The sequence below is a fragment of the Citrobacter sp. MGH 55 genome (assembly GCF_016906145.1).
GTDB classification, from domain to species: domain Bacteria; phylum Pseudomonadota; class Gammaproteobacteria; order Enterobacterales; family Enterobacteriaceae; genus Citrobacter_A; species Citrobacter_A amalonaticus.
Genome location: NZ_CP070239.1, coordinates 4,600,236 through 4,616,269, shown reverse-complemented (window position 1 = coordinate 4,616,269; position 16,034 = coordinate 4,600,236). Strand labels below are relative to the sequence as shown.

Annotated in this window: 16 protein-coding genes; 5 read left to right on the top strand and 11 right to left on the bottom strand. The window is 54.5% G+C overall.

What is annotated here, in order from left to right; translation table 11 throughout:
* Positions 1-8: 8 nt before the first annotated feature.
* The 3 genes from odhB (at position 9) to sucD (ending at position 3,380) form a co-directional block, all read left to right on the top strand.
* Positions 9-1,229 carry a 2-oxoglutarate dehydrogenase complex dihydrolipoyllysine-residue succinyltransferase gene (gene odhB, locus JTI98_RS19230; RefSeq protein ID WP_044256556.1) on the top strand — a complete coding sequence of 407 codons (1,221 nt, stop codon included), beginning with the start codon at positions 9-11 and terminating at the stop codon, positions 1,227-1,229.
* A gap of 115 nt (positions 1,230-1,344) precedes the next feature.
* On the top strand, positions 1,345-2,511 hold the full coding sequence (gene sucC, locus JTI98_RS19225; RefSeq protein WP_042320639.1) for an ADP-forming succinate--CoA ligase subunit beta: 1,167 nt from the start codon (positions 1,345-1,347) through the stop codon (positions 2,509-2,511).
* On the top strand, positions 2,511-3,380 hold the full coding sequence (gene sucD / locus JTI98_RS19220; RefSeq protein ID WP_006685455.1) for a succinate--CoA ligase subunit alpha: 870 nt from the start codon (positions 2,511-2,513) through the stop codon (positions 3,378-3,380). The genes sucC and sucD overlap by 1 nt, the downstream gene beginning before the upstream one ends.
* 165 nt (positions 3,381-3,545) lie before the next feature.
* Here sucD and JTI98_RS19215 read toward each other — a convergent pair whose 3' ends face one another.
* Genes JTI98_RS19215 through otnK form a run of 8 tightly spaced genes read right to left on the bottom strand, consistent with a single transcriptional unit; the run spans position 3,546 to position 10,321 of the window.
* The gene (locus tag JTI98_RS19215) at positions 3,546-4,202 is read right to left on the bottom strand and encodes an aspartate/glutamate racemase family protein (protein ID WP_044266333.1); all 657 of its coding nucleotides are present in this window, start codon (positions 4,200-4,202) and stop codon (positions 3,546-3,548) included.
* On the bottom strand, positions 4,199-4,618 hold the full coding sequence (locus JTI98_RS19210; RefSeq protein WP_044256550.1) for a heme-binding protein: 420 nt from the start codon (positions 4,616-4,618) through the stop codon (positions 4,199-4,201). The genes JTI98_RS19215 and JTI98_RS19210 overlap by 4 nt, the downstream gene beginning before the upstream one ends.
* 6 nt (positions 4,619-4,624) lie before the next feature.
* Positions 4,625-5,971 carry a bile acid:sodium symporter family protein gene (locus tag JTI98_RS19205; protein WP_044327995.1) on the bottom strand — a complete coding sequence of 449 codons (1,347 nt, stop codon included), beginning with the start codon at positions 5,969-5,971 and terminating at the stop codon, positions 4,625-4,627.
* Positions 5,972-5,995: 24 nt separating this feature from the next.
* Complete coding sequence (locus JTI98_RS19200) at positions 5,996-6,805, bottom strand: 3-keto-5-aminohexanoate cleavage protein (protein WP_044327994.1); 810 nt, start codon at positions 6,803-6,805, stop codon at positions 5,996-5,998.
* Positions 6,806-6,841: 36 nt separating this feature from the next.
* The gene (locus tag JTI98_RS19195; RefSeq protein ID WP_216081679.1) at positions 6,842-7,618 is read right to left on the bottom strand and encodes a hydroxypyruvate isomerase family protein; all 777 of its coding nucleotides are present in this window, start codon (positions 7,616-7,618) and stop codon (positions 6,842-6,844) included.
* Positions 7,599-8,405, bottom strand: a complete 807-nt coding sequence (locus tag JTI98_RS19190; protein ID WP_042285318.1) for a DeoR/GlpR family DNA-binding transcription regulator — start codon at positions 8,403-8,405, stop codon at positions 7,599-7,601. The genes JTI98_RS19195 and JTI98_RS19190 overlap by 20 nt, the downstream gene beginning before the upstream one ends.
* Before the next feature lie 9 nt (positions 8,406-8,414).
* The gene (locus tag JTI98_RS19185; RefSeq protein ID WP_216082270.1) at positions 8,415-9,059 is read right to left on the bottom strand and encodes an aldolase; all 645 of its coding nucleotides are present in this window, start codon (positions 9,057-9,059) and stop codon (positions 8,415-8,417) included.
* A complete protein-coding gene (gene otnK, locus JTI98_RS19180) occupies positions 9,059-10,321 on the bottom strand; it encodes a 3-oxo-tetronate kinase (protein ID WP_216081678.1) in 1,263 nt (420 codons plus the stop codon). Before otnK ends, JTI98_RS19185 begins: the two co-directional genes overlap by 1 nt.
* 372 nt (positions 10,322-10,693) lie before the next feature.
* On the opposite strand from otnK, the gene JTI98_RS19175 reads away from it, so the two are divergent.
* Positions 10,694-11,587: a PocR ligand-binding domain-containing protein gene (locus tag JTI98_RS19175; protein ID WP_054176155.1), complete on the top strand. Its 894-nt coding sequence runs from the start codon at positions 10,694-10,696 to the stop codon at positions 11,585-11,587.
* On the opposite strand, the gene cobA is transcribed toward JTI98_RS19175, so the two are convergent.
* Positions 11,566-12,345 (bottom strand): uroporphyrinogen-III C-methyltransferase, encoded by a 780-nt coding sequence (cobA, locus tag JTI98_RS19170; protein ID WP_216081677.1) that lies wholly within the window; start codon positions 12,343-12,345, stop codon positions 11,566-11,568. The two genes, JTI98_RS19175 and cobA, sit on opposite strands and share 22 nt — an antisense overlap.
* A gap of 405 nt (positions 12,346-12,750) precedes the next feature.
* Between cobA and JTI98_RS19165 the strand changes: the two genes are divergently transcribed.
* Positions 12,751-13,659: a LysR family transcriptional regulator gene (locus JTI98_RS19165; protein ID WP_043001356.1), complete on the top strand. Its 909-nt coding sequence runs from the start codon at positions 12,751-12,753 to the stop codon at positions 13,657-13,659.
* 61 nt (positions 13,660-13,720) lie between these two features.
* On the opposite strand, the gene cobO is transcribed toward JTI98_RS19165, so the two are convergent.
* Both cobO and JTI98_RS19155 read right to left on the bottom strand, forming a co-directional pair.
* Positions 13,721-14,323: a cob(I)yrinic acid a,c-diamide adenosyltransferase gene (cobO, locus tag JTI98_RS19160; RefSeq protein WP_043001355.1), complete on the bottom strand. Its 603-nt coding sequence runs from the start codon at positions 14,321-14,323 to the stop codon at positions 13,721-13,723.
* A 9-nt stretch (positions 14,324-14,332) separates the two neighbouring features.
* Positions 14,333-15,985, bottom strand: coding sequence for a class I fumarate hydratase (locus JTI98_RS19155; protein ID WP_043001354.1), 1,653 nt, complete (start codon positions 15,983-15,985; stop codon positions 14,333-14,335).
* Between the last annotated feature and the right edge of the window lie 49 nt (positions 15,986-16,034).

The window sequence follows — 16,034 nt, the reverse complement described above, 5'->3', positions numbered from 1 at the left end:
GATACAAAATGAGTAGCGTAGATATTCTTGTTCCCGACCTGCCTGAGTCCGTAGCGGACGCGACTGTTGCCACCTGGCACAAAAAACCGGGTGATGCAGTGGTTCGTGACGAAGTGCTGGTAGAAATCGAAACTGACAAAGTGGTACTGGAAGTACCGGCATCAGCGGACGGCATTCTGGATGCGGTTCTGGAAGACGAAGGCACCACCGTGACCTCGCGCCAGATCCTCGGTCGCCTGCGTGAAGGCAATAGCGCGGGTAAAGAAACCAGCGCGAAGTCTGAAGAAAAAGCGTCTACCCCGGCGCAGCGTCAACAGGCTTCTCTGGAAGAGCAAAATAACGATGCGCTGAGCCCGGCGATCCGTCGCCTGTTGGCTGAGCACAATCTCGACGCCAGTGCGATCAAAGGCACCGGTGTGGGCGGACGTATCACCCGTGAAGATGTGGATAAGCATCTGGCGAAAGCCCCGGCGAAAGCCGAGGCCAAAGCACCGGCAGAAGCCCCTGCTGCACAGCCAGCGCTGGGGGCACGTAGCGAAAAACGCGTACCGATGACCCGTCTGCGCAAACGCGTGGCCGAGCGTCTGCTGGAAGCGAAAAACTCCACCGCCATGCTGACGACCTTCAACGAAGTCAACATGAAGCCCATCATGGATCTGCGTAAGCAGTACGGTGAAGCGTTTGAAAAACGTCACGGTATCCGTCTGGGCTTCATGTCCTTCTACGTGAAGGCGGTAGTAGAAGCGCTGAAACGCTATCCGGAAGTGAACGCTTCTATCGATGGCGACGACGTGGTGTATCACAACTACTTCGACGTGAGCATGGCGGTATCCACGCCGCGCGGTCTGGTGACCCCGGTCCTGCGCGACGTCGATACGCTGGGTATGGCTGACATCGAGAAAAACATCAAGACGCTGGCTATCAAAGGTCGTGACGGCAAGCTGACGGTGGAAGATCTGACGGGCGGTAACTTCACCATCACCAACGGTGGTGTGTTCGGTTCGCTGATGTCCACGCCGATCATCAACCCGCCGCAGAGCGCGATCCTTGGGATGCACGCGATTAAAGATCGTCCGATGGCGGTCGATGGCAAAGTGGAAATCCTGCCGATGATGTACCTGGCGCTGTCCTACGATCACCGTCTGATCGATGGTCGCGAATCCGTGGGCTTCCTGGTGGCGATCAAAGAACTGCTGGAAGATCCGACTCGTCTGCTGCTGGACGTGTAGTAAACAAGAGTATCACCTGCCTCGTAGGCCGGATGAGCGTAGCGCCATCCGGCACAAGCACCACGCCGGTCTACGGGTTTAAAGATAACGATTACCTGAAGGATGGACAGAACACATGAACTTACATGAATATCAGGCAAAACAACTTTTTGCCCGCTATGGCTTACCGGCGCCGGTGGGTTATGCCTGTACTACTCCGCGTGAAGCTGAAGAAGCGGCATCGAAAATCGGTGCGGGTCCGTGGGTAGTAAAATGTCAGGTTCACGCAGGTGGCCGCGGTAAAGCGGGCGGTGTGAAAGTTGTAAAAAGCAAAGAAGAGATTCGCGCGTTTGCTGAGCACTGGCTGGGCAAACGTCTGGTGACCTATCAAACAGACGCCAACGGTCAACCGGTCAACCAGATTCTGGTTGAAGCGGCGACCGATATTGATAAAGAGCTGTATCTGGGTGCGGTCGTTGACCGTAGCTCCCGTCGTGTGGTCTTCATGGCCTCCACCGAAGGCGGCGTTGAAATTGAAAAAGTGGCGGAAGAAACCCCGCACCTGATCCACAAAGTGGCGCTTGATCCGCTGACCGGCCCAATGCCGTATCAGGGACGCGAGCTGGCGTTCAAACTGGGTCTGGAAGGCAAACTGGTTCAGCAGTTCACTAAGATCTTCATGGGCCTGGCGACTATTTTCCTTGAGCGCGACCTGGCGCTGATCGAAATCAACCCGCTGGTTATCACCAAACAGGGTGACCTGATCTGCCTCGACGGCAAACTGGGCGCTGACGGCAACGCGCTGTTCCGCCAGCCGGATCTGCGCGAAATGCGCGATCAGTCTCAGGAAGACCCGCGTGAAGCGCAGGCAGCACAGTGGGAACTGAACTACGTCGCGCTGGATGGCAACATCGGCTGCATGGTTAATGGCGCAGGTCTGGCGATGGGCACCATGGACATCGTGAAACTGCACGGCGGCGAACCGGCAAACTTCCTCGACGTGGGCGGCGGCGCCACCAAAGAGCGCGTCACCGAAGCATTCAAAATTATTCTCTCTGACGACAACGTGAAAGCGGTTCTGGTTAACATCTTCGGCGGTATCGTGCGTTGCGATCTGATTGCAGACGGCATCATCGGCGCGGTGGCTGAAGTGGGCGTTAACGTTCCGGTGGTGGTTCGTCTGGAAGGTAACAATGCCGAACTCGGCGCGAAGAAACTGGCTGACAGCGGCCTGAATATTATTGCAGCGAAAAGTCTGACGGATGCAGCTCAGCAGGTTGTTGCCGCAGTGGAGGGGAAATAATGTCAGTTTTAATTAATAAAGATACCAAGGTTATCTGCCAGGGCTTCACCGGTAGCCAGGGGACATTCCACTCCGAACAGGCAATTGCCTACGGTACGCAGATGGTTGGCGGCGTAACGCCAGGCAAAGGCGGCACCACGCACCTGGGCCTGCCGGTATTTAACACCGTGCGTGAAGCCGTAGAAGCGACGGGTGCCACCGCGTCCGTTATCTACGTGCCGGCACCGTTCTGCAAAGACTCCATTCTGGAAGCCATCGACGCAGGCATTAAGCTCATCATCACTATCACCGAAGGCATCCCGACGCTGGATATGCTGACCGTGAAGGTGAAGCTGGATGAAGCCGGTGTACGCATGATCGGCCCGAACTGTCCGGGTGTTATCACCCCGGGCGAATGCAAAATCGGCATCATGCCCGGTCACATTCATAAGCCGGGTAAAGTGGGTATCGTCTCGCGTTCCGGTACGCTGACCTATGAAGCGGTTAAGCAGACCACCGACTACGGTTTCGGCCAGTCCACCTGTGTGGGCATCGGCGGCGACCCGATCCCGGGCTCTAACTTCATCGACATCCTGAAACTGTTCCAGGAAGATCCGCAGACCGAAGCGATCGTGATGATCGGTGAGATCGGCGGTAGCGCGGAAGAAGAAGCGGCGGCCTATATCAAAGATCACGTGACCAAACCGGTTGTTGGCTACATTGCCGGTGTGACCGCGCCGAAAGGCAAACGTATGGGTCACGCAGGCGCCATTATCGCCGGTGGTAAAGGGACTGCGGATGAGAAATTCGCTGCTCTGGAAGCCGCTGGTGTGAAAACCGTTCGCAGCCTGGCCGATATCGGCGAAGCGCTGAAAACCGTCATTAAGTAAAAGCAATAAAACAGCCCAACCCCTGCATTTACCCGTGATGCAGGGGAAAGGGCTGGTCCATTTTCGACATGGTTGGCCATCTGATGATGGCCTTTTTTTTGCCTGTCTGTAGGCCGGATGGCGCTGGCGCTTATCCGGCCTAGGGGGGAGTGTTGGCTTGCCAGGTTATGCGCTTTCCGCCAGCGTTTTCAGCCAGCGGATGCCGCTTTCCGGAGAGGTCATCACCGGGACGGGCGGCGACGGAAGCTGCTGCAGAACGCGCGCCATCGACGCTTGCGCCAGCATAACCACATCAGCCTGTTTATACGCGCTGTGCAATCCTTCGCTGACGATGCGATCGTGGGTTTCCATATCGCCCGCCAGCAGAGCATGGAAGGCCTCTTCCATCAATATCGGCGTCACGGTGCATTGCTTACCGCTGGCCTGCACTTTGCGCTGCACATACTCCAGCGTCGGTTTCATGGTCGTGGCGACAGTGGCCAGCACGGCAATGTTCTCACCCAGACTAATGGCTTGTTCCACCATCGCGCAGTCGATACGGGCAAGTTGCAGCGGCGTCATAAACTGACACTGTTCAACCGCCGTGCCAATAGACGAACAGGCGGTGATGAAAATCTCGCAATCCGCTTTTTCGGCTATGTGGACGTAGTCGGCAATGCGTGCCGCAATGTTCGGCGTCACGCCTCCGGCCTTCATCACCTGCTTAATCATCGACTCTTCGACCAGGTGCATCACGTCAGCTTCTGGCATGATGTCGCCGATCAGTTGCTGCATCATGGCGAGCGTGGCGGAACTGGTGTGAAGCATAGCGATCTTTTTCATTCTGCGAACTCCTTGAGCAAACATTCGGCAACGGCCATAGCCGCATCGTGATCTTCCTGGGCGGACAGTCCACCAACCGCAACGGCCCCCACGCATTTACCGTTGTGAAGAATCGGTACGCCGCCGGGCAGCGCGGTAAAACGTGGGTCAGCAAAGTAGCTGATATCCAGTGACTCATTTTGCAGACGTTGCAAAAACGCCTGAGTGGTGCAACCTAAACGGCTGCTGGTGCGTGCTTTGCGCTGCGTCAGCTCAATGGTCAACAGTTTGGCGTTATCCATACGGGCAAAGCTCAGTAACTCGCCGTGAGCGTCGCACACCGCCACGCTGAGCGGACGTTGCGCATAACGGGTGTCGGCGAGATCGAGCGCGCAGTCTACCGCGCGTCGTGCCTGTTGCAGGGTTAAAGTCATCATGGTGAGTTATCCTTTTGACAGAGGTTCTGATACCGGCTGAGCAGGCGAACTCTCGCTCTGGGCCTGCGCCTGTCGGGCATCCTTTTTGCGCCAGTAGTTAGCCAGCAGCGATCCGCTGACGTTGCCAAGCGGCGTCATGACCGCAGAGGCGAGACCAACGGTGGCCAGTTTTCCCATCGCGGCGGCAAGACCTGATGCCATCCCGCCGTTTTGCAGTCCGACTTCGAAGGCTACCGTCCGGGCGGACTGAACATCCATGCGGAAGATCCAGCGGCTCATCAGATAGCCAATCAGGAAGCCGCCGAGGTTGTGCATCAGCATGGCGAAGCAGAGCAGGAAGCCGACCTGAACCAGGTTGTCGCGCCCGGCTGCCGCTGCCGTAGTGGTGAAGAAAATGATGCCCATCATCGAAATGGTCGGCATGATCTTCTTAACGCCGGCCACGCGTCCATACAGCCAGTTATAGAACAGCGCCCAGATGATCCCGCCAGCCACAAAGTTCAGCACCACCGCATACATTTGCGCGTCGGCGCTGGCGCTACCAAACTGCGTGTCCCAGCCGCCGGTAAGCATATACAGCAGCCAGATGGCGCTGATCCCGGCCAGCGTTTGCACGGTACGACGCCCCTGCACGCCGGCATAGGTTTTCAGGTAGTCATGTAAAATCGCCGCGCCAATCGGGATCAACACGATTTTCACGACGTCCATCACCATCGCCGTGAGCTGGATGTCGATCATTGAACCCGCCAGCAGATTCACCCACAGCGGGGTCATGACCGTCGCCGCCAGCGTCGAGACGGCGGCGATCGAGACCGCCAGCGCCAGGTTGGCGTTGGCGATATACACCATGACGGTGGAGGAGAGCCCACTGGGACAGGAACCAATCAGCAGAATGCCTACCGCCACTTCCGGCGGAAAGTCAAAGATCAGCGTGATGCTCAGGCCGAGCAGAGGCATGATGACGAAATGACAGAAGGTGCCGATAAACACCGCCCAGGGCATTTTAGCGACGTCGATAAAGTCCTGAATCGTGAGTTTGGTGCCCATACTGAACATGGTCGCCTGGATCACCAAAAAGACGATCCATTTATGGGTGATGTTGAATCCGCCCCAGACGATTAGATCGGTTGACCAGGTCATCGCCGCGACAAAGCCGGCAATGATCCACAGGGTAAACTGGTAGCTGCGAAGATTTGTCCAGTAGCCAGCACCTGCCGCGAAGCCTGTCGTCAGCATCACCAGCCCCGGCTGCCAGAGGGCGGGAGACTGCATCAGGGCGCCAATTGCCGCCAGGGCGCCACCGGCGATGCAGACGCCCAGTCCGGTTTTGTGAATAACGGTTGTGATAGTCATGGTGAAATGTCCTTTCTCTCGTTATTACTGCCGTGGTGGAATAGCTAACATTTGCCGCGCAATATCCGGCGTGGCGACCTTTTTATCCATACTGCGAATAAGCGTGGCGAGTTTGGCAACCTGCTGATAATTATGCTGAGCTTTCTCTTCGGCGCTTAAATAATAGCTATCTTCAAAACCAATTCTCACTTCACTGGCGCCCATGCCGACCGCTGCCGCAATAATATCGAAATTCTTGCGGCCAAAATGGGTAATTCCCCATAAGGCGTCGCGAGGGATCATACTGCGCAAGGCAATTAACGCATCAACCGTCGCGGGTGAACTTCCACGGTGTCCGAGGACAATATTGAATAACATCGGTTTCTTGAACGATATTTTTTCTTCCAGCGCCAGAATGTTATTAATCATGCCAATTTCGAAAACTTCAAATTCAGGAATAATGGAACGTTGGGTTATTTGTTGCGAACAATATTCGACGTCCGGTCCGGGATTAACGTACACGGCATCGCCGAGGTTAACGGAGCCGACGTTCAGCGACGCCATTTCGACGCCGGGACAGTCCAGAGGCGCGCAGCGCTCGGCAATCGACATGGTGGAGACGCCACCGGTTGAGGCCTGAATAATCAGGTTGGAATGGCGCATGACGTGGTCAATCGTCGCCTGAAAATCGGTGGTGTCTGGCGTCAGACGACCTTGTTTATCGCGAACGTGTAAATGCACGATGGCTGCACCCTGTTCGACGCTGGCCAGTATTTCCTGCGCCAGTTCTTCGGGTATAACTCTGGGGCAATCCGCGGCAACGGGTGCCAGCGAAATAATAACAGTATCCGACATGTGTTCCTCCGGTTTTCCGGTACAGAGATATTAAAATTATAAGTACGGTGTCATCCAGCGTAACGATTCGGGCCCTGGTGTTGACGGTTTATATTCACAACCTATCCAGCCCTGATAACCTGTTTGCTTAATAAATTCAAAAAGCCATGTTTCATTTAATTCTCCCGTTCCCGGTTCATGGCGACCGGGTACGGAAGCAATCTGAAAGTGTTTAATGATCGGTAAATAATGTTCAATAAGATGGGTAACATTACCGTGTATTTTTTGGCAGTGGTAAATATCAAACTGTAAGCCGATATTTTTTCTGTTCACTTCGCGAATAAGACGTTCAGCCAGTGGAAAGCTATCAACAAAATAACCAGGCATATCGTCCGGGTTTAACGGTTCAATCAACACGTCGATATCGGCACCAACCATGACGTCACAGGCGATACGCAGTCGGTTGGTTAATTGCTCATACTGGGCGTTAGCGGAAAGTCCGGCCACGCGCAATCCGGCCATGACGTGCACCTTGCGACAGCCCAGTGCCGTGGCGTAATCGCGGGCAATCAGCAGACTGCGATGAAACGCCTCGTCACAGCCTGGCAGGGAGGCCAGTCCGCGTTCACCGGCCTGCCAGTGACCCGCTGGCGCATTCATCAGCGCCACCGGCAGACCGGTTTCCCGTTGCGCCGCCAGCAGCACATCCAGCGGATGCTGCCAGAGAAACAGCCCTTCAACGCCGTGAAAACCCGCCGCCTTTGCGGCCTGAAAGCGCTCCGCAATGGGACGTTCGCAAAACAGCCAGTCGAGGTTAGCCGCTAACTTCAGCATGATGCGTTCCCTCCCGGCAATCCACCAGGTGCAGTTTCACGCCCTGGCTGGCAATGGTGTCCTGCGCTACGTCGGGTAACCGGTTATCCGAAATAATGTCGGTTAGTTGATCCAGCGAGCAGATGTGGAACATCCCGTATTTGCCAAATTTACTGCTGTCGCAGACCAGCACCCGACGGCGGGAGACGGTGAGCACGGCCTCTTTCACCGAGGCTTTGCCTTCGCTGGGGGTCGACATTCCACGTTCGGTATCCCACGAGGACGAACTGAGAAACGCCACGTCTATATTGATCGTGCGCAGAAAACTGGCGGCGCTTTTCCCAAGGCATGAGCGGTTGCGCTGATCCACCAGTCCGCCGGTGTGATATAGCGTGATGTGCGGCATATCCATCAGGTAGTGGCTGATGGAAAAATCGTTCGTCACCACCGTCAGGTTGAAGCAGTGGCTGGCGGCGACGGCTTTCGCCACTTCAAACAACGACGTTCCCGCATCGAGATACAGCGTTTGCCCTGGTTCTATCAACATCGCGGCTAGTTGCCCCATCCGTCGCTTCACGTCATGATGCAGCTCGGCCTTTTCCCGCCACGGCAGCTCCGATTTCAGCAGATTGTTGAGTTTCACCCCGCCATTGATCGAGATGACTTTGCCTTCTTCTTCCAGCAACTGAATATCGCGGCGCACGGTCATGTGCGACACGCTCATCAGATCCGCCAGCTCATTAAACGAGGCGACGTTTTTTTCATGCACGTAGCGGTAGATAAAATCACGTCGTTGTTCGGGGATCATCCTCTCACCTCATGCTCGCCGGGATTGTTCGAGTTCAGCTACTGCTTCCGCCGTTAGCGGCACGTAGCCGAGTGGTTTTAAGGTCAGCCAGATGCGGGCGCTGTCTTCCAGCTCTTCGGCATTAAACACCGCCTCACGAAGTGAGCGACCACTGACTACCGGGCCGTGATTTGCCAGGAGCGCGGCAGTATGGTCCGCCGCAATCTCGCTGAGTGCGCCGGCAATCCCCTCATGACCGGGTTTGAAATAGGGCAACAGAGGCAACTGCCCGACGCGCATTACGTAGTACGGCGTTAACGGCGGAAGACAGTTTTCCGGTGTGCTGCATGGCAGACAGGAAAGGGCGGTCAGCCATGGCGAATGCAGATGAACCACCGCGCCGCAGGCCGGACGATGACGATACCAGGCCAGGTGCATGGGCACTTCTTTCGACGGTTTATCGCCACTGAGGTGAACGCCGTTGGCATCCAGTTTACTGAGCGTTGCGGCGTCCAGCTCGCCCAGACAGGAGTTGGTCGGCGTGACCAGATAGCCGCCGTCCGGCAGTTTTACGCTCAGGTTGCCCGAACCACCGCTGCTGAAGCCGCGCATAAACAGAGAACGACCGTAGTGCACCAACTGTTCGCGGAGTTGTTGTTCGTTAAGCTGACTCATCATGCAGACTCCTGCGCGGTGAAAAAGAAGTCTTCGTCACCGAAGTTGCCCGACTTCAGCGCCAGCGCGAGCGGCGGCTCGGCGGAGAACACCCACGGCACGCCGGGCGCGATGGCTTTGCCGACCGTCAGTCGCGTCACCTGTAACGCCTCCACTACGGTGCCGGACGTTTCGCCACCGGCGACGATAAAACTGTTTACGCCTGCGGCCTGCAGTTTGGCCGTCAGTCTGGCAAAGGTATGCTCAATCGCCCGGCTGGCGCGCTGCTCGCCGTACTCCTGTTGAATGCGTTTCAGCGCTTCCGGCGGCTGGGTGGCGTAAATCAATGGGGCGAGCGCGTCATCGACATGAGTCATTGTCCACCGCGACAGCTCGTCGCTGTAACGCTCTGCGTCTGTCAGGCAGCGCGCCACGTCGAGTAGAAGGGAAGCGGCCTGTGCTTTATAGCGATTCACCTGGCGGTTACTCATGGCGGAACAACTTCCGGAAAACACCACCGTTTTTGCCGGCTGCGGGAAGGGATGTACCGCTTCCCGCCCACGCTGTGGTGCGGCGCAAGCGGCCAGTGCACCACCCAGGCCGGAACCACCCGCCAGCAACGGTGTATGACGTAAGGCCTGAGCGAGGGTCTGCAGATCGGCTTCGCTGAAGGTATCCACGATCACGTGACGTACACCTTCAGACTGGCAACGTTCCAGCGCGTGAGTGACCGCTTCCACACCTTTCTGAATCGTGCTGAGGTCAATGCGCCCGACAGCGCTGGCAGTTTGCGCCGTGAGCAGGCGAATCAGGTTCGCATCGGTCATCGGGTTGAGCGGATGTTTCTCCATGCCGGATTCATTCAGTAATACGCCATTCACAAACAAATGACCGTGAATCACCGTCCGTCCGTTTTGTGGCAGGGCTGGGCAGTGAACGATGTACGGCGCGTGTATCGCTTCTATCAGCGCATCGCTGACCGGACCGATATTCCCGGCGGGGGTGGAATCAAAGGTGGAACAATATTTAAAGTAAATTTGCCGCGCACCTGCCGTGTGGTGCAGCCATTGCCAGCAGCGTAATGATTGATCGATGGCCTGGTCAGCCGGTAGAGAACGGCTTTTCAGCGAGATGACAATCGCGTCGACCTCTTCATTCCACGGCTGCGCGGCGTCTGGCATCCCGGGCAGCAGCGCGACCCTCCAGCCTTGCTCAGCCATAAAACTTGCGATATCCGTTGCGCCAGTAAAGTCGTCGGCGATAACACCTGTCGTGACGGGCATACATCCACTCCGTTCAGATTATCTTGTCATTGAGCCTATTATTCAGGAGGGCGTTTCACATTCACATGATGATTCTCACAAATAAGCACATCATAAAATTGTATGTGATTTATATAACTGATTGAAAATTATAAATAAAATGATGGGTGATGTTGAAATGAAGCTCACAGGAAGATGTGAAGATTCGTTAATCTTTGGGAAAAGTTGTCACAGCAGTCGGTGGACTGGTGTTGAGGAGCGCGGGGGGCGCTCTTGCAATTTGATCATAATCACCTGATTAAATGAGATTATTTTTTGCGGTCAGGGTCATTTTTTCACCTGGACAAATTAAGCATAGTAGCGACGTTATCCAGACCACTGACGGAGCGTAACGTGCCTCAGCATATTCAGGACGATGTCTTACACACTTTTTACTCACTGGCAGAGGTGTTTTCTAAGGCGACCGGGCTCGCCGCCGTGGTGGTAGACATTAATGGTCGGGAAATCTCTGCCTGTCATAATTTTAATTCGTTCTGTTCATTACTGCGCGCCAATCCGCAATACCAAAAAACGTGTCAGAAATGTGATAAATATTGCGCTTTTGAAGGGTTAAAAGAAGAAAAAATCAGAATACTCTGCTGTCATGCGGGGTTGAGTTTTTTCTCTATGCCGTTAATTCGTCAGGGGCATCTGCTGGGATTTATTATTTGCGGTCAGGTGCGCGCAAAGTATCCGGAATATAAAACTATTGTCATTGATGACGATCGGCAGTGGGCTTCCGATCCTAAAATTAAATCAGCCTGGAATCAGGTCGCGATTGTTGAAAATAATCATCTGGTGGCAGCGGCAAACCTGCTCAGCTTTATTATTAACAATCTCAGTCCGGTTCAGCGTAAAACGGTGGATACCGCTGATGTGCAGTTGAGCGACTTGCGTCTGTCGGCAATGGAACTTTCTCGCCACGAAAAGAAACTGGTCGCTGCACTGCGCTATATTGATGAACACTTATACGAGGAACTGACGCTGGAGTCGGTGGCCGCGCATGTCTGTTTAAGCGCCAACTACTTTAGCCGTTTCTTTAAGAAACGGCAGGGAGTGAATTTTAAAACCTGGGTGAGCCAGAAAAAAATGCAGCGGGCGAGTGAGTTGCTGCGCGATCCGAAGAACTCTATCGACAGCATCGCCCGGAAACTTCAGTATGCGCAGACCAGCTATTTTTGTCGGGTGTTCCGGGCGGCTCACCAGACGTCTCCGCAGTCATTCCGTCATGAACACCTTTCGCTGTAGGCGCGTTCCATCACCTCTGGATTAAAAGAGAGTCGGTCGCTCAAACGGACAACATCGCCAACCACAATCAGTGCCGGTGGCACAATATTCGCTTCCTGTGCTTTCGTGAGTAATGTACCGAGCGTACAGGTTAAGCGCCGCTGATTGTCCCGGGTAGCCGACATCACAATCGCCGCGGGTGTGGCCGGTGATTTGCCTCCCATCAGTAGTTCTTCACAAATAAACGGCAGGTTAGCGATCCCCATAACAATCACCAGCGTGCCGTTGAGCTTCGCCAACTGCCGCCAGTCCTGCTGCTGATTACCTTCGCGGGTATGTCCTGTCACGACATGAAAACCGGATGCCAGGTCGCGGTGGGTCACCGGGATCCCGGCGCAGGCCAGCCCGCCAATGGCGGAACTGATCCCCGGCACCACTTCGAAGGCAATGCCTTCTTCGACCAGACATTCCACCTCTTCGGCACCGCGGCCAAACACGTAAGGATCGCCGCCTTTCAGGCGCACAACGTTCCGCTGTGTTCGCGCATGCTGGATAAGCAGGGCATTGATCTCCTCCTGAGGAACACTATGATAGCCCGGACTTTTGCCAACGTTGATGCAGGTACAGCTCGCTGAGCACCACTCAAGCATTTTAGGATTGACCAGCCGATCGTAAATGATGACATCAGCCTGTTGAATACACTGCAGGGCTTTAAGGGTCAGTAAGCTGATATCACCAGGACCTGCACCAACCAGCCAGACTTTTCCGGAATTTTTCATATGTCGTCCTTAATTATTGTCGGGAAAAACGGTAAAAATAGTAAAAGCAGATAAAAAAACGTCATCGTTTGCTTATCGTTTAGTGAACTGAATTCTCCTGAAATAATAAGTAAATAATATTGATTAAACCCGCAAAGTTTTTTCTCCGATAAACAAGTTATCTTGAAAAATTATTAAGAACTTATTGGCGCTATTTGTCGCAAAATAACCTTAATTAAATTGTGTTTATGGTCAGTCTTGCGTATTATTGGTTATTATTTGTTCGCCCCCTGTGTGAATAAACCATGGAGTGGATCAATGACATCCAGGTAGGAAATAAAATATAACTCTCAGGCCAATCGGGAGTCGGTTGCATTTATTTTTTATAAATTAAACTATTTTTGTACGCGGCATATGGAAGACGTTATGAGAGGAAAGATACCAAAGACTGAATTACTGGTGACGTTTGAAGTGGTGGCACGTCATGAAAGTTATACGCGTGCGGCGGAGGAGTTAGCATTAACGCAAAGTGCTGTATTTCGCCAGGTGAATGCACTTGAGGATTTTCTGCATACTGCATTATTTAATCATGCCAAAAAGCGGATTTTTTTAAACGAGGCCGGGAAGCATTATTTGAGCATTGTTAAAGAAACGCTAAATAAACTTGAGCGTGATACGAATACCATTATGACCTGGCAGCCCACGGTCGAAGTCATTGAACTGGCGGTCAACCCGACCTTCAGCACCCACTGGCTGATCCCCAATCTGCGTGAATTCAACAAACTTAACCCCGATATTATCGTTAATATTCACTCGCTGGCGAACATGGGCGATTTCCTCAACCGTGAATATGATGCGGCCATTATGCGTGAAGACTTCTGTTCGCCGTGGTCAGAAGTGGAGTATCTGTTCGAAGAGGAAATCCTCCCGGTTTGTAGCGGCAGTTTGCTGTCGCAGCCCAACCAGAAACTGGCGGTTGAAGAGTTGCTCAATGAGTTTCCCTTGTTGCATCAAAGTACGCGAATTAACGGCTGGCAGGAGTGGTTCGCCCTGTCGGATGTCAGTAGCCCACTGGTCAACAAAGGCCCGCGTTTTGATCTGCTGTCGATGCTGATCGCCGCGGTGCGATCGAATTTGGGGGTTGCGCTGCTCCCACGTTTTGCGATCCAGCACGATCTGGACAACGGTGACATGGTGATCCCTTGCGATGTGCCCATGCGCACGGGTAATCGTTTCATCATGACCTGGCGGGAAGAAAAAGCGGAATCCCGTCATTTACAGGTTTTCCGCGACTGGCTGTTACAAAAATCGGTGGTATCTCACCTGGAACGCTGACGGCGGATGACGGGTAAACGGGAAGCCGGATAAGCGCATGCGCCATCCGGCAACGACGTAACTACCAGTCAATTCCTGCCTGAGCCTGAATACCGCTGTCAAACGCATGCTTGACCGGGCGCAGTTCGCTCACCGTATCGGCAAGCTCCAGTAACTGCGCGTGACACCCTCGCCCGGTCACAATCACACTCTGCTGCGCCGGACGCTCCCGAATGGCGGCAATCACCTCGTCAGTATCCAGGTAGTGATACGCCAGCATGTATGTAAGTTCGTCCAGGACCACCAGATCGTAATGCGCATCGGCCAGCATGCGCTTGCTCTCTGTCCAGACAGCCTGCGCCGCCGCGATATCCGCCTCGCGGTTTTGCGTTTCCCAGGTAAACCCGGTACCCATAATGTGAAACTCAACCCCCAGCGGATGCAGGGTGTTGTATTCGCCATTATCCCACTGGCCTTTGATAAACTGCGCGACGCCAACGGTTTTACCATGACCCACCGCACGGGTGGCAGTGCCAAAGGCGGCCGTGGATTTCCCTTTTCCATTTCCGGTAAATACGATCAAAATCCCTTTTTGTTCCGTGGCGGCGGCCACACGGATTTCCACCTGTTCTTTCAGCTTTTGCTGACGCTGGCGATGACGGTCGCCATTGGCTCGCGCTTGCATAAACGCTCCTTAATGTCCTGCCGGGCAAGATGCACAACGATGCTGTTGTTCAAACTGGCTGAAGAAGTTATTTCCCTTGTCGTCTACCAGCACGAAGGCAGGTAGGTTTTCAACTTCCATCATCCAGACCGCTTCCATTCCCAGTTCGGGATATTCGAGGCAGCGCAGGCTTTTCACGTATTGCTGCGCCAGCAAGGCGGCGGCGCCACCGATGCTGCCGAGGTTGAATCCGCCGTGTTTATGGCAAGCCTCGGTGACTTGCGCACTGCGGTTGCCTTTGGACAGCATGATCAAGCTACCGCCAGCGGCCTGGAAAGCGTCGACATAGCCGTCCATGCGCCCGCCGGTGGTTGGCCCGAGCGAACCACAGGCCATCTGATCCGGCGTTTTAGCCGGGCCGGCATAGTAGACAATGTGATCTTTCATGTACGCTGGCATCGCTTCGCCGTTGTCCAGGCGCTCTTTGAGTTTGGCGTGCACGATGTCGCGGGCGACGACGATCGGGCCGTTTAGCGAAAGCCGCGTACCGACTGGCAGGGCGGATAAATCATGCAGGATCTCGCGCAGCGGACGGTTCAGATCCAGGTTTACGCTCTGCGCGCTGTTCTCGATGCGGCTGGATTCAGGGATAAATTTACCTGGGTTATGCTCGAGTTTTTCCAGCCAGATCCCGTGTTTGTTGATCTTCGCTTTGATATTGCGATCGGCGGAGCAGGAGAGCGCCATCGCGATCGGGCAGGAGCCGCCGTGGCGCGGCAGACGAATTACGCGAATATCATGGGCGAAATATTTACCGCCAAACTGCGCGCCAATGCCAAATTCACGGCTGGCATTGAGCAGCGCGGATTCCAGCGCCGTGTCACGAAACGCCTGACCCAGCTCATTACCGCTGGTGGGCAGGTTGTCGTAATACTTGGTTGAGGCCAGTTTGGCGACTTTGAGCGCCTGATCTGCGGAGAGACCGCCGACGACAAAAGCGATGTGATACGGCGGGCAGGCTGCGGTGCCCAGTGATTTCATCTTCTCGATCAGGAATGCGGTGAGCTTTTCCGGTTGCAGGATCGATTTGGTCTCCTGGAACAGTGCCGCCTTGTTGGCTGAGCCGCCGCCCTTATTGACAAACAAGAAGCGGTATTCGTTACCCGGTGTGGCGCTGATATCGATCTGCGCCGGCAGGTTGGTGCCGGTATTCACCTCGGTATACATATCCAGTGGGGCGTTTTGCGAATAGCGCAGGTTATTTTCTTTAAAGGTGGTGTAAATCCCTTTGCTGAGCGCTTCGGCGTCATCGCCGCCGGTCCATATCTGTTGGCCTTTGCTGGCGACCACTGTCGCTGTACCCGTGTCCTGGCAGTTCGGCAGCACGCCTTTCGCCGACACTTCCGCATTACGTAACAGTTGCAGGGCGACATATTTGTCGTTACTGCTGGCCTGCGGATCGTGCAGGATGCTGGCGATCTGCTTTAAATGTCCGGAGCGCAGGAAGAACGATGCTTCATAGAATGCCTGTTGCGCCAGCAGCGTTAATGCTTCCGGCGCCACTTTGATGACCTCTTCGCCATCTAACTCTGTCACCGTAACATGCTGATTGCTCAGTAATTCGTATTCCGTACTCTCTTTGCTTTGTACAAAGAGTTCTTGCCAGACAAAGGGTTTAGACATGTTACTTCTCACGTTAAGGTTGATATCGCCGGAGGGCGGCGTCGCGCCG

Excerpts from the sequence above, each read along its gene's own strand:
- JTI98_RS19195 (WP_216081679.1), bottom strand. The coding sequence starts at position 7,618 with ATGCTGAAGTTAGCGGCTAACCTCGACTGGCTGTTTTGCGAACGTCCC.
- odhB (WP_044256556.1), top strand. The coding sequence starts at position 9 with ATGAGTAGCGTAGATATTCTTGTTCCCGACCTGCCTGAGTCCGTAGCG.
- JTI98_RS19155 (WP_043001354.1), bottom strand. The coding sequence starts at position 15,985 with ATGTCTAAACCCTTTGTCTGGCAAGAACTCTTTGTACAAAGCAAAGAG.
- JTI98_RS19190 (WP_042285318.1), bottom strand. The coding sequence starts at position 8,405 with ATGATCCCCGAACAACGACGTGATTTTATCTACCGCTACGTGCATGAA.
- sucC (WP_042320639.1), top strand. The coding sequence starts at position 1,345 with ATGAACTTACATGAATATCAGGCAAAACAACTTTTTGCCCGCTATGGC.
- sucD (WP_006685455.1), top strand. The coding sequence starts at position 2,511 with ATGTCAGTTTTAATTAATAAAGATACCAAGGTTATCTGCCAGGGCTTC.
- JTI98_RS19205 (WP_044327995.1), bottom strand. The coding sequence starts at position 5,971 with ATGACTATCACAACCGTTATTCACAAAACCGGACTGGGCGTCTGCATC.
- JTI98_RS19210 (WP_044256550.1), bottom strand. The coding sequence starts at position 4,618 with ATGATGACTTTAACCCTGCAACAGGCACGACGCGCGGTAGACTGCGCG.
- otnK (WP_216081678.1), bottom strand. The coding sequence starts at position 10,321 with ATGCCCGTCACGACAGGTGTTATCGCCGACGACTTTACTGGCGCAACG.
- JTI98_RS19215 (WP_044266333.1), bottom strand. The coding sequence starts at position 4,202 with ATGAAAAAGATCGCTATGCTTCACACCAGTTCCGCCACGCTCGCCATG.
- cobO (WP_043001355.1), bottom strand. The coding sequence starts at position 14,323 with ATGCAAGCGCGAGCCAATGGCGACCGTCATCGCCAGCGTCAGCAAAAG.
- cobA (WP_216081677.1), bottom strand. The coding sequence starts at position 12,345 with ATGAAAAATTCCGGAAAAGTCTGGCTGGTTGGTGCAGGTCCTGGTGAT.
- JTI98_RS19185 (WP_216082270.1), bottom strand. The coding sequence starts at position 9,059 with ATGAGTCAGCTTAACGAACAACAACTCCGCGAACAGTTGGTGCACTAC.
- JTI98_RS19200 (WP_044327994.1), bottom strand. The coding sequence starts at position 6,805 with ATGTCGGATACTGTTATTATTTCGCTGGCACCCGTTGCCGCGGATTGC.
- JTI98_RS19165 (WP_043001356.1), top strand. The coding sequence starts at position 12,751 with ATGAGAGGAAAGATACCAAAGACTGAATTACTGGTGACGTTTGAAGTG.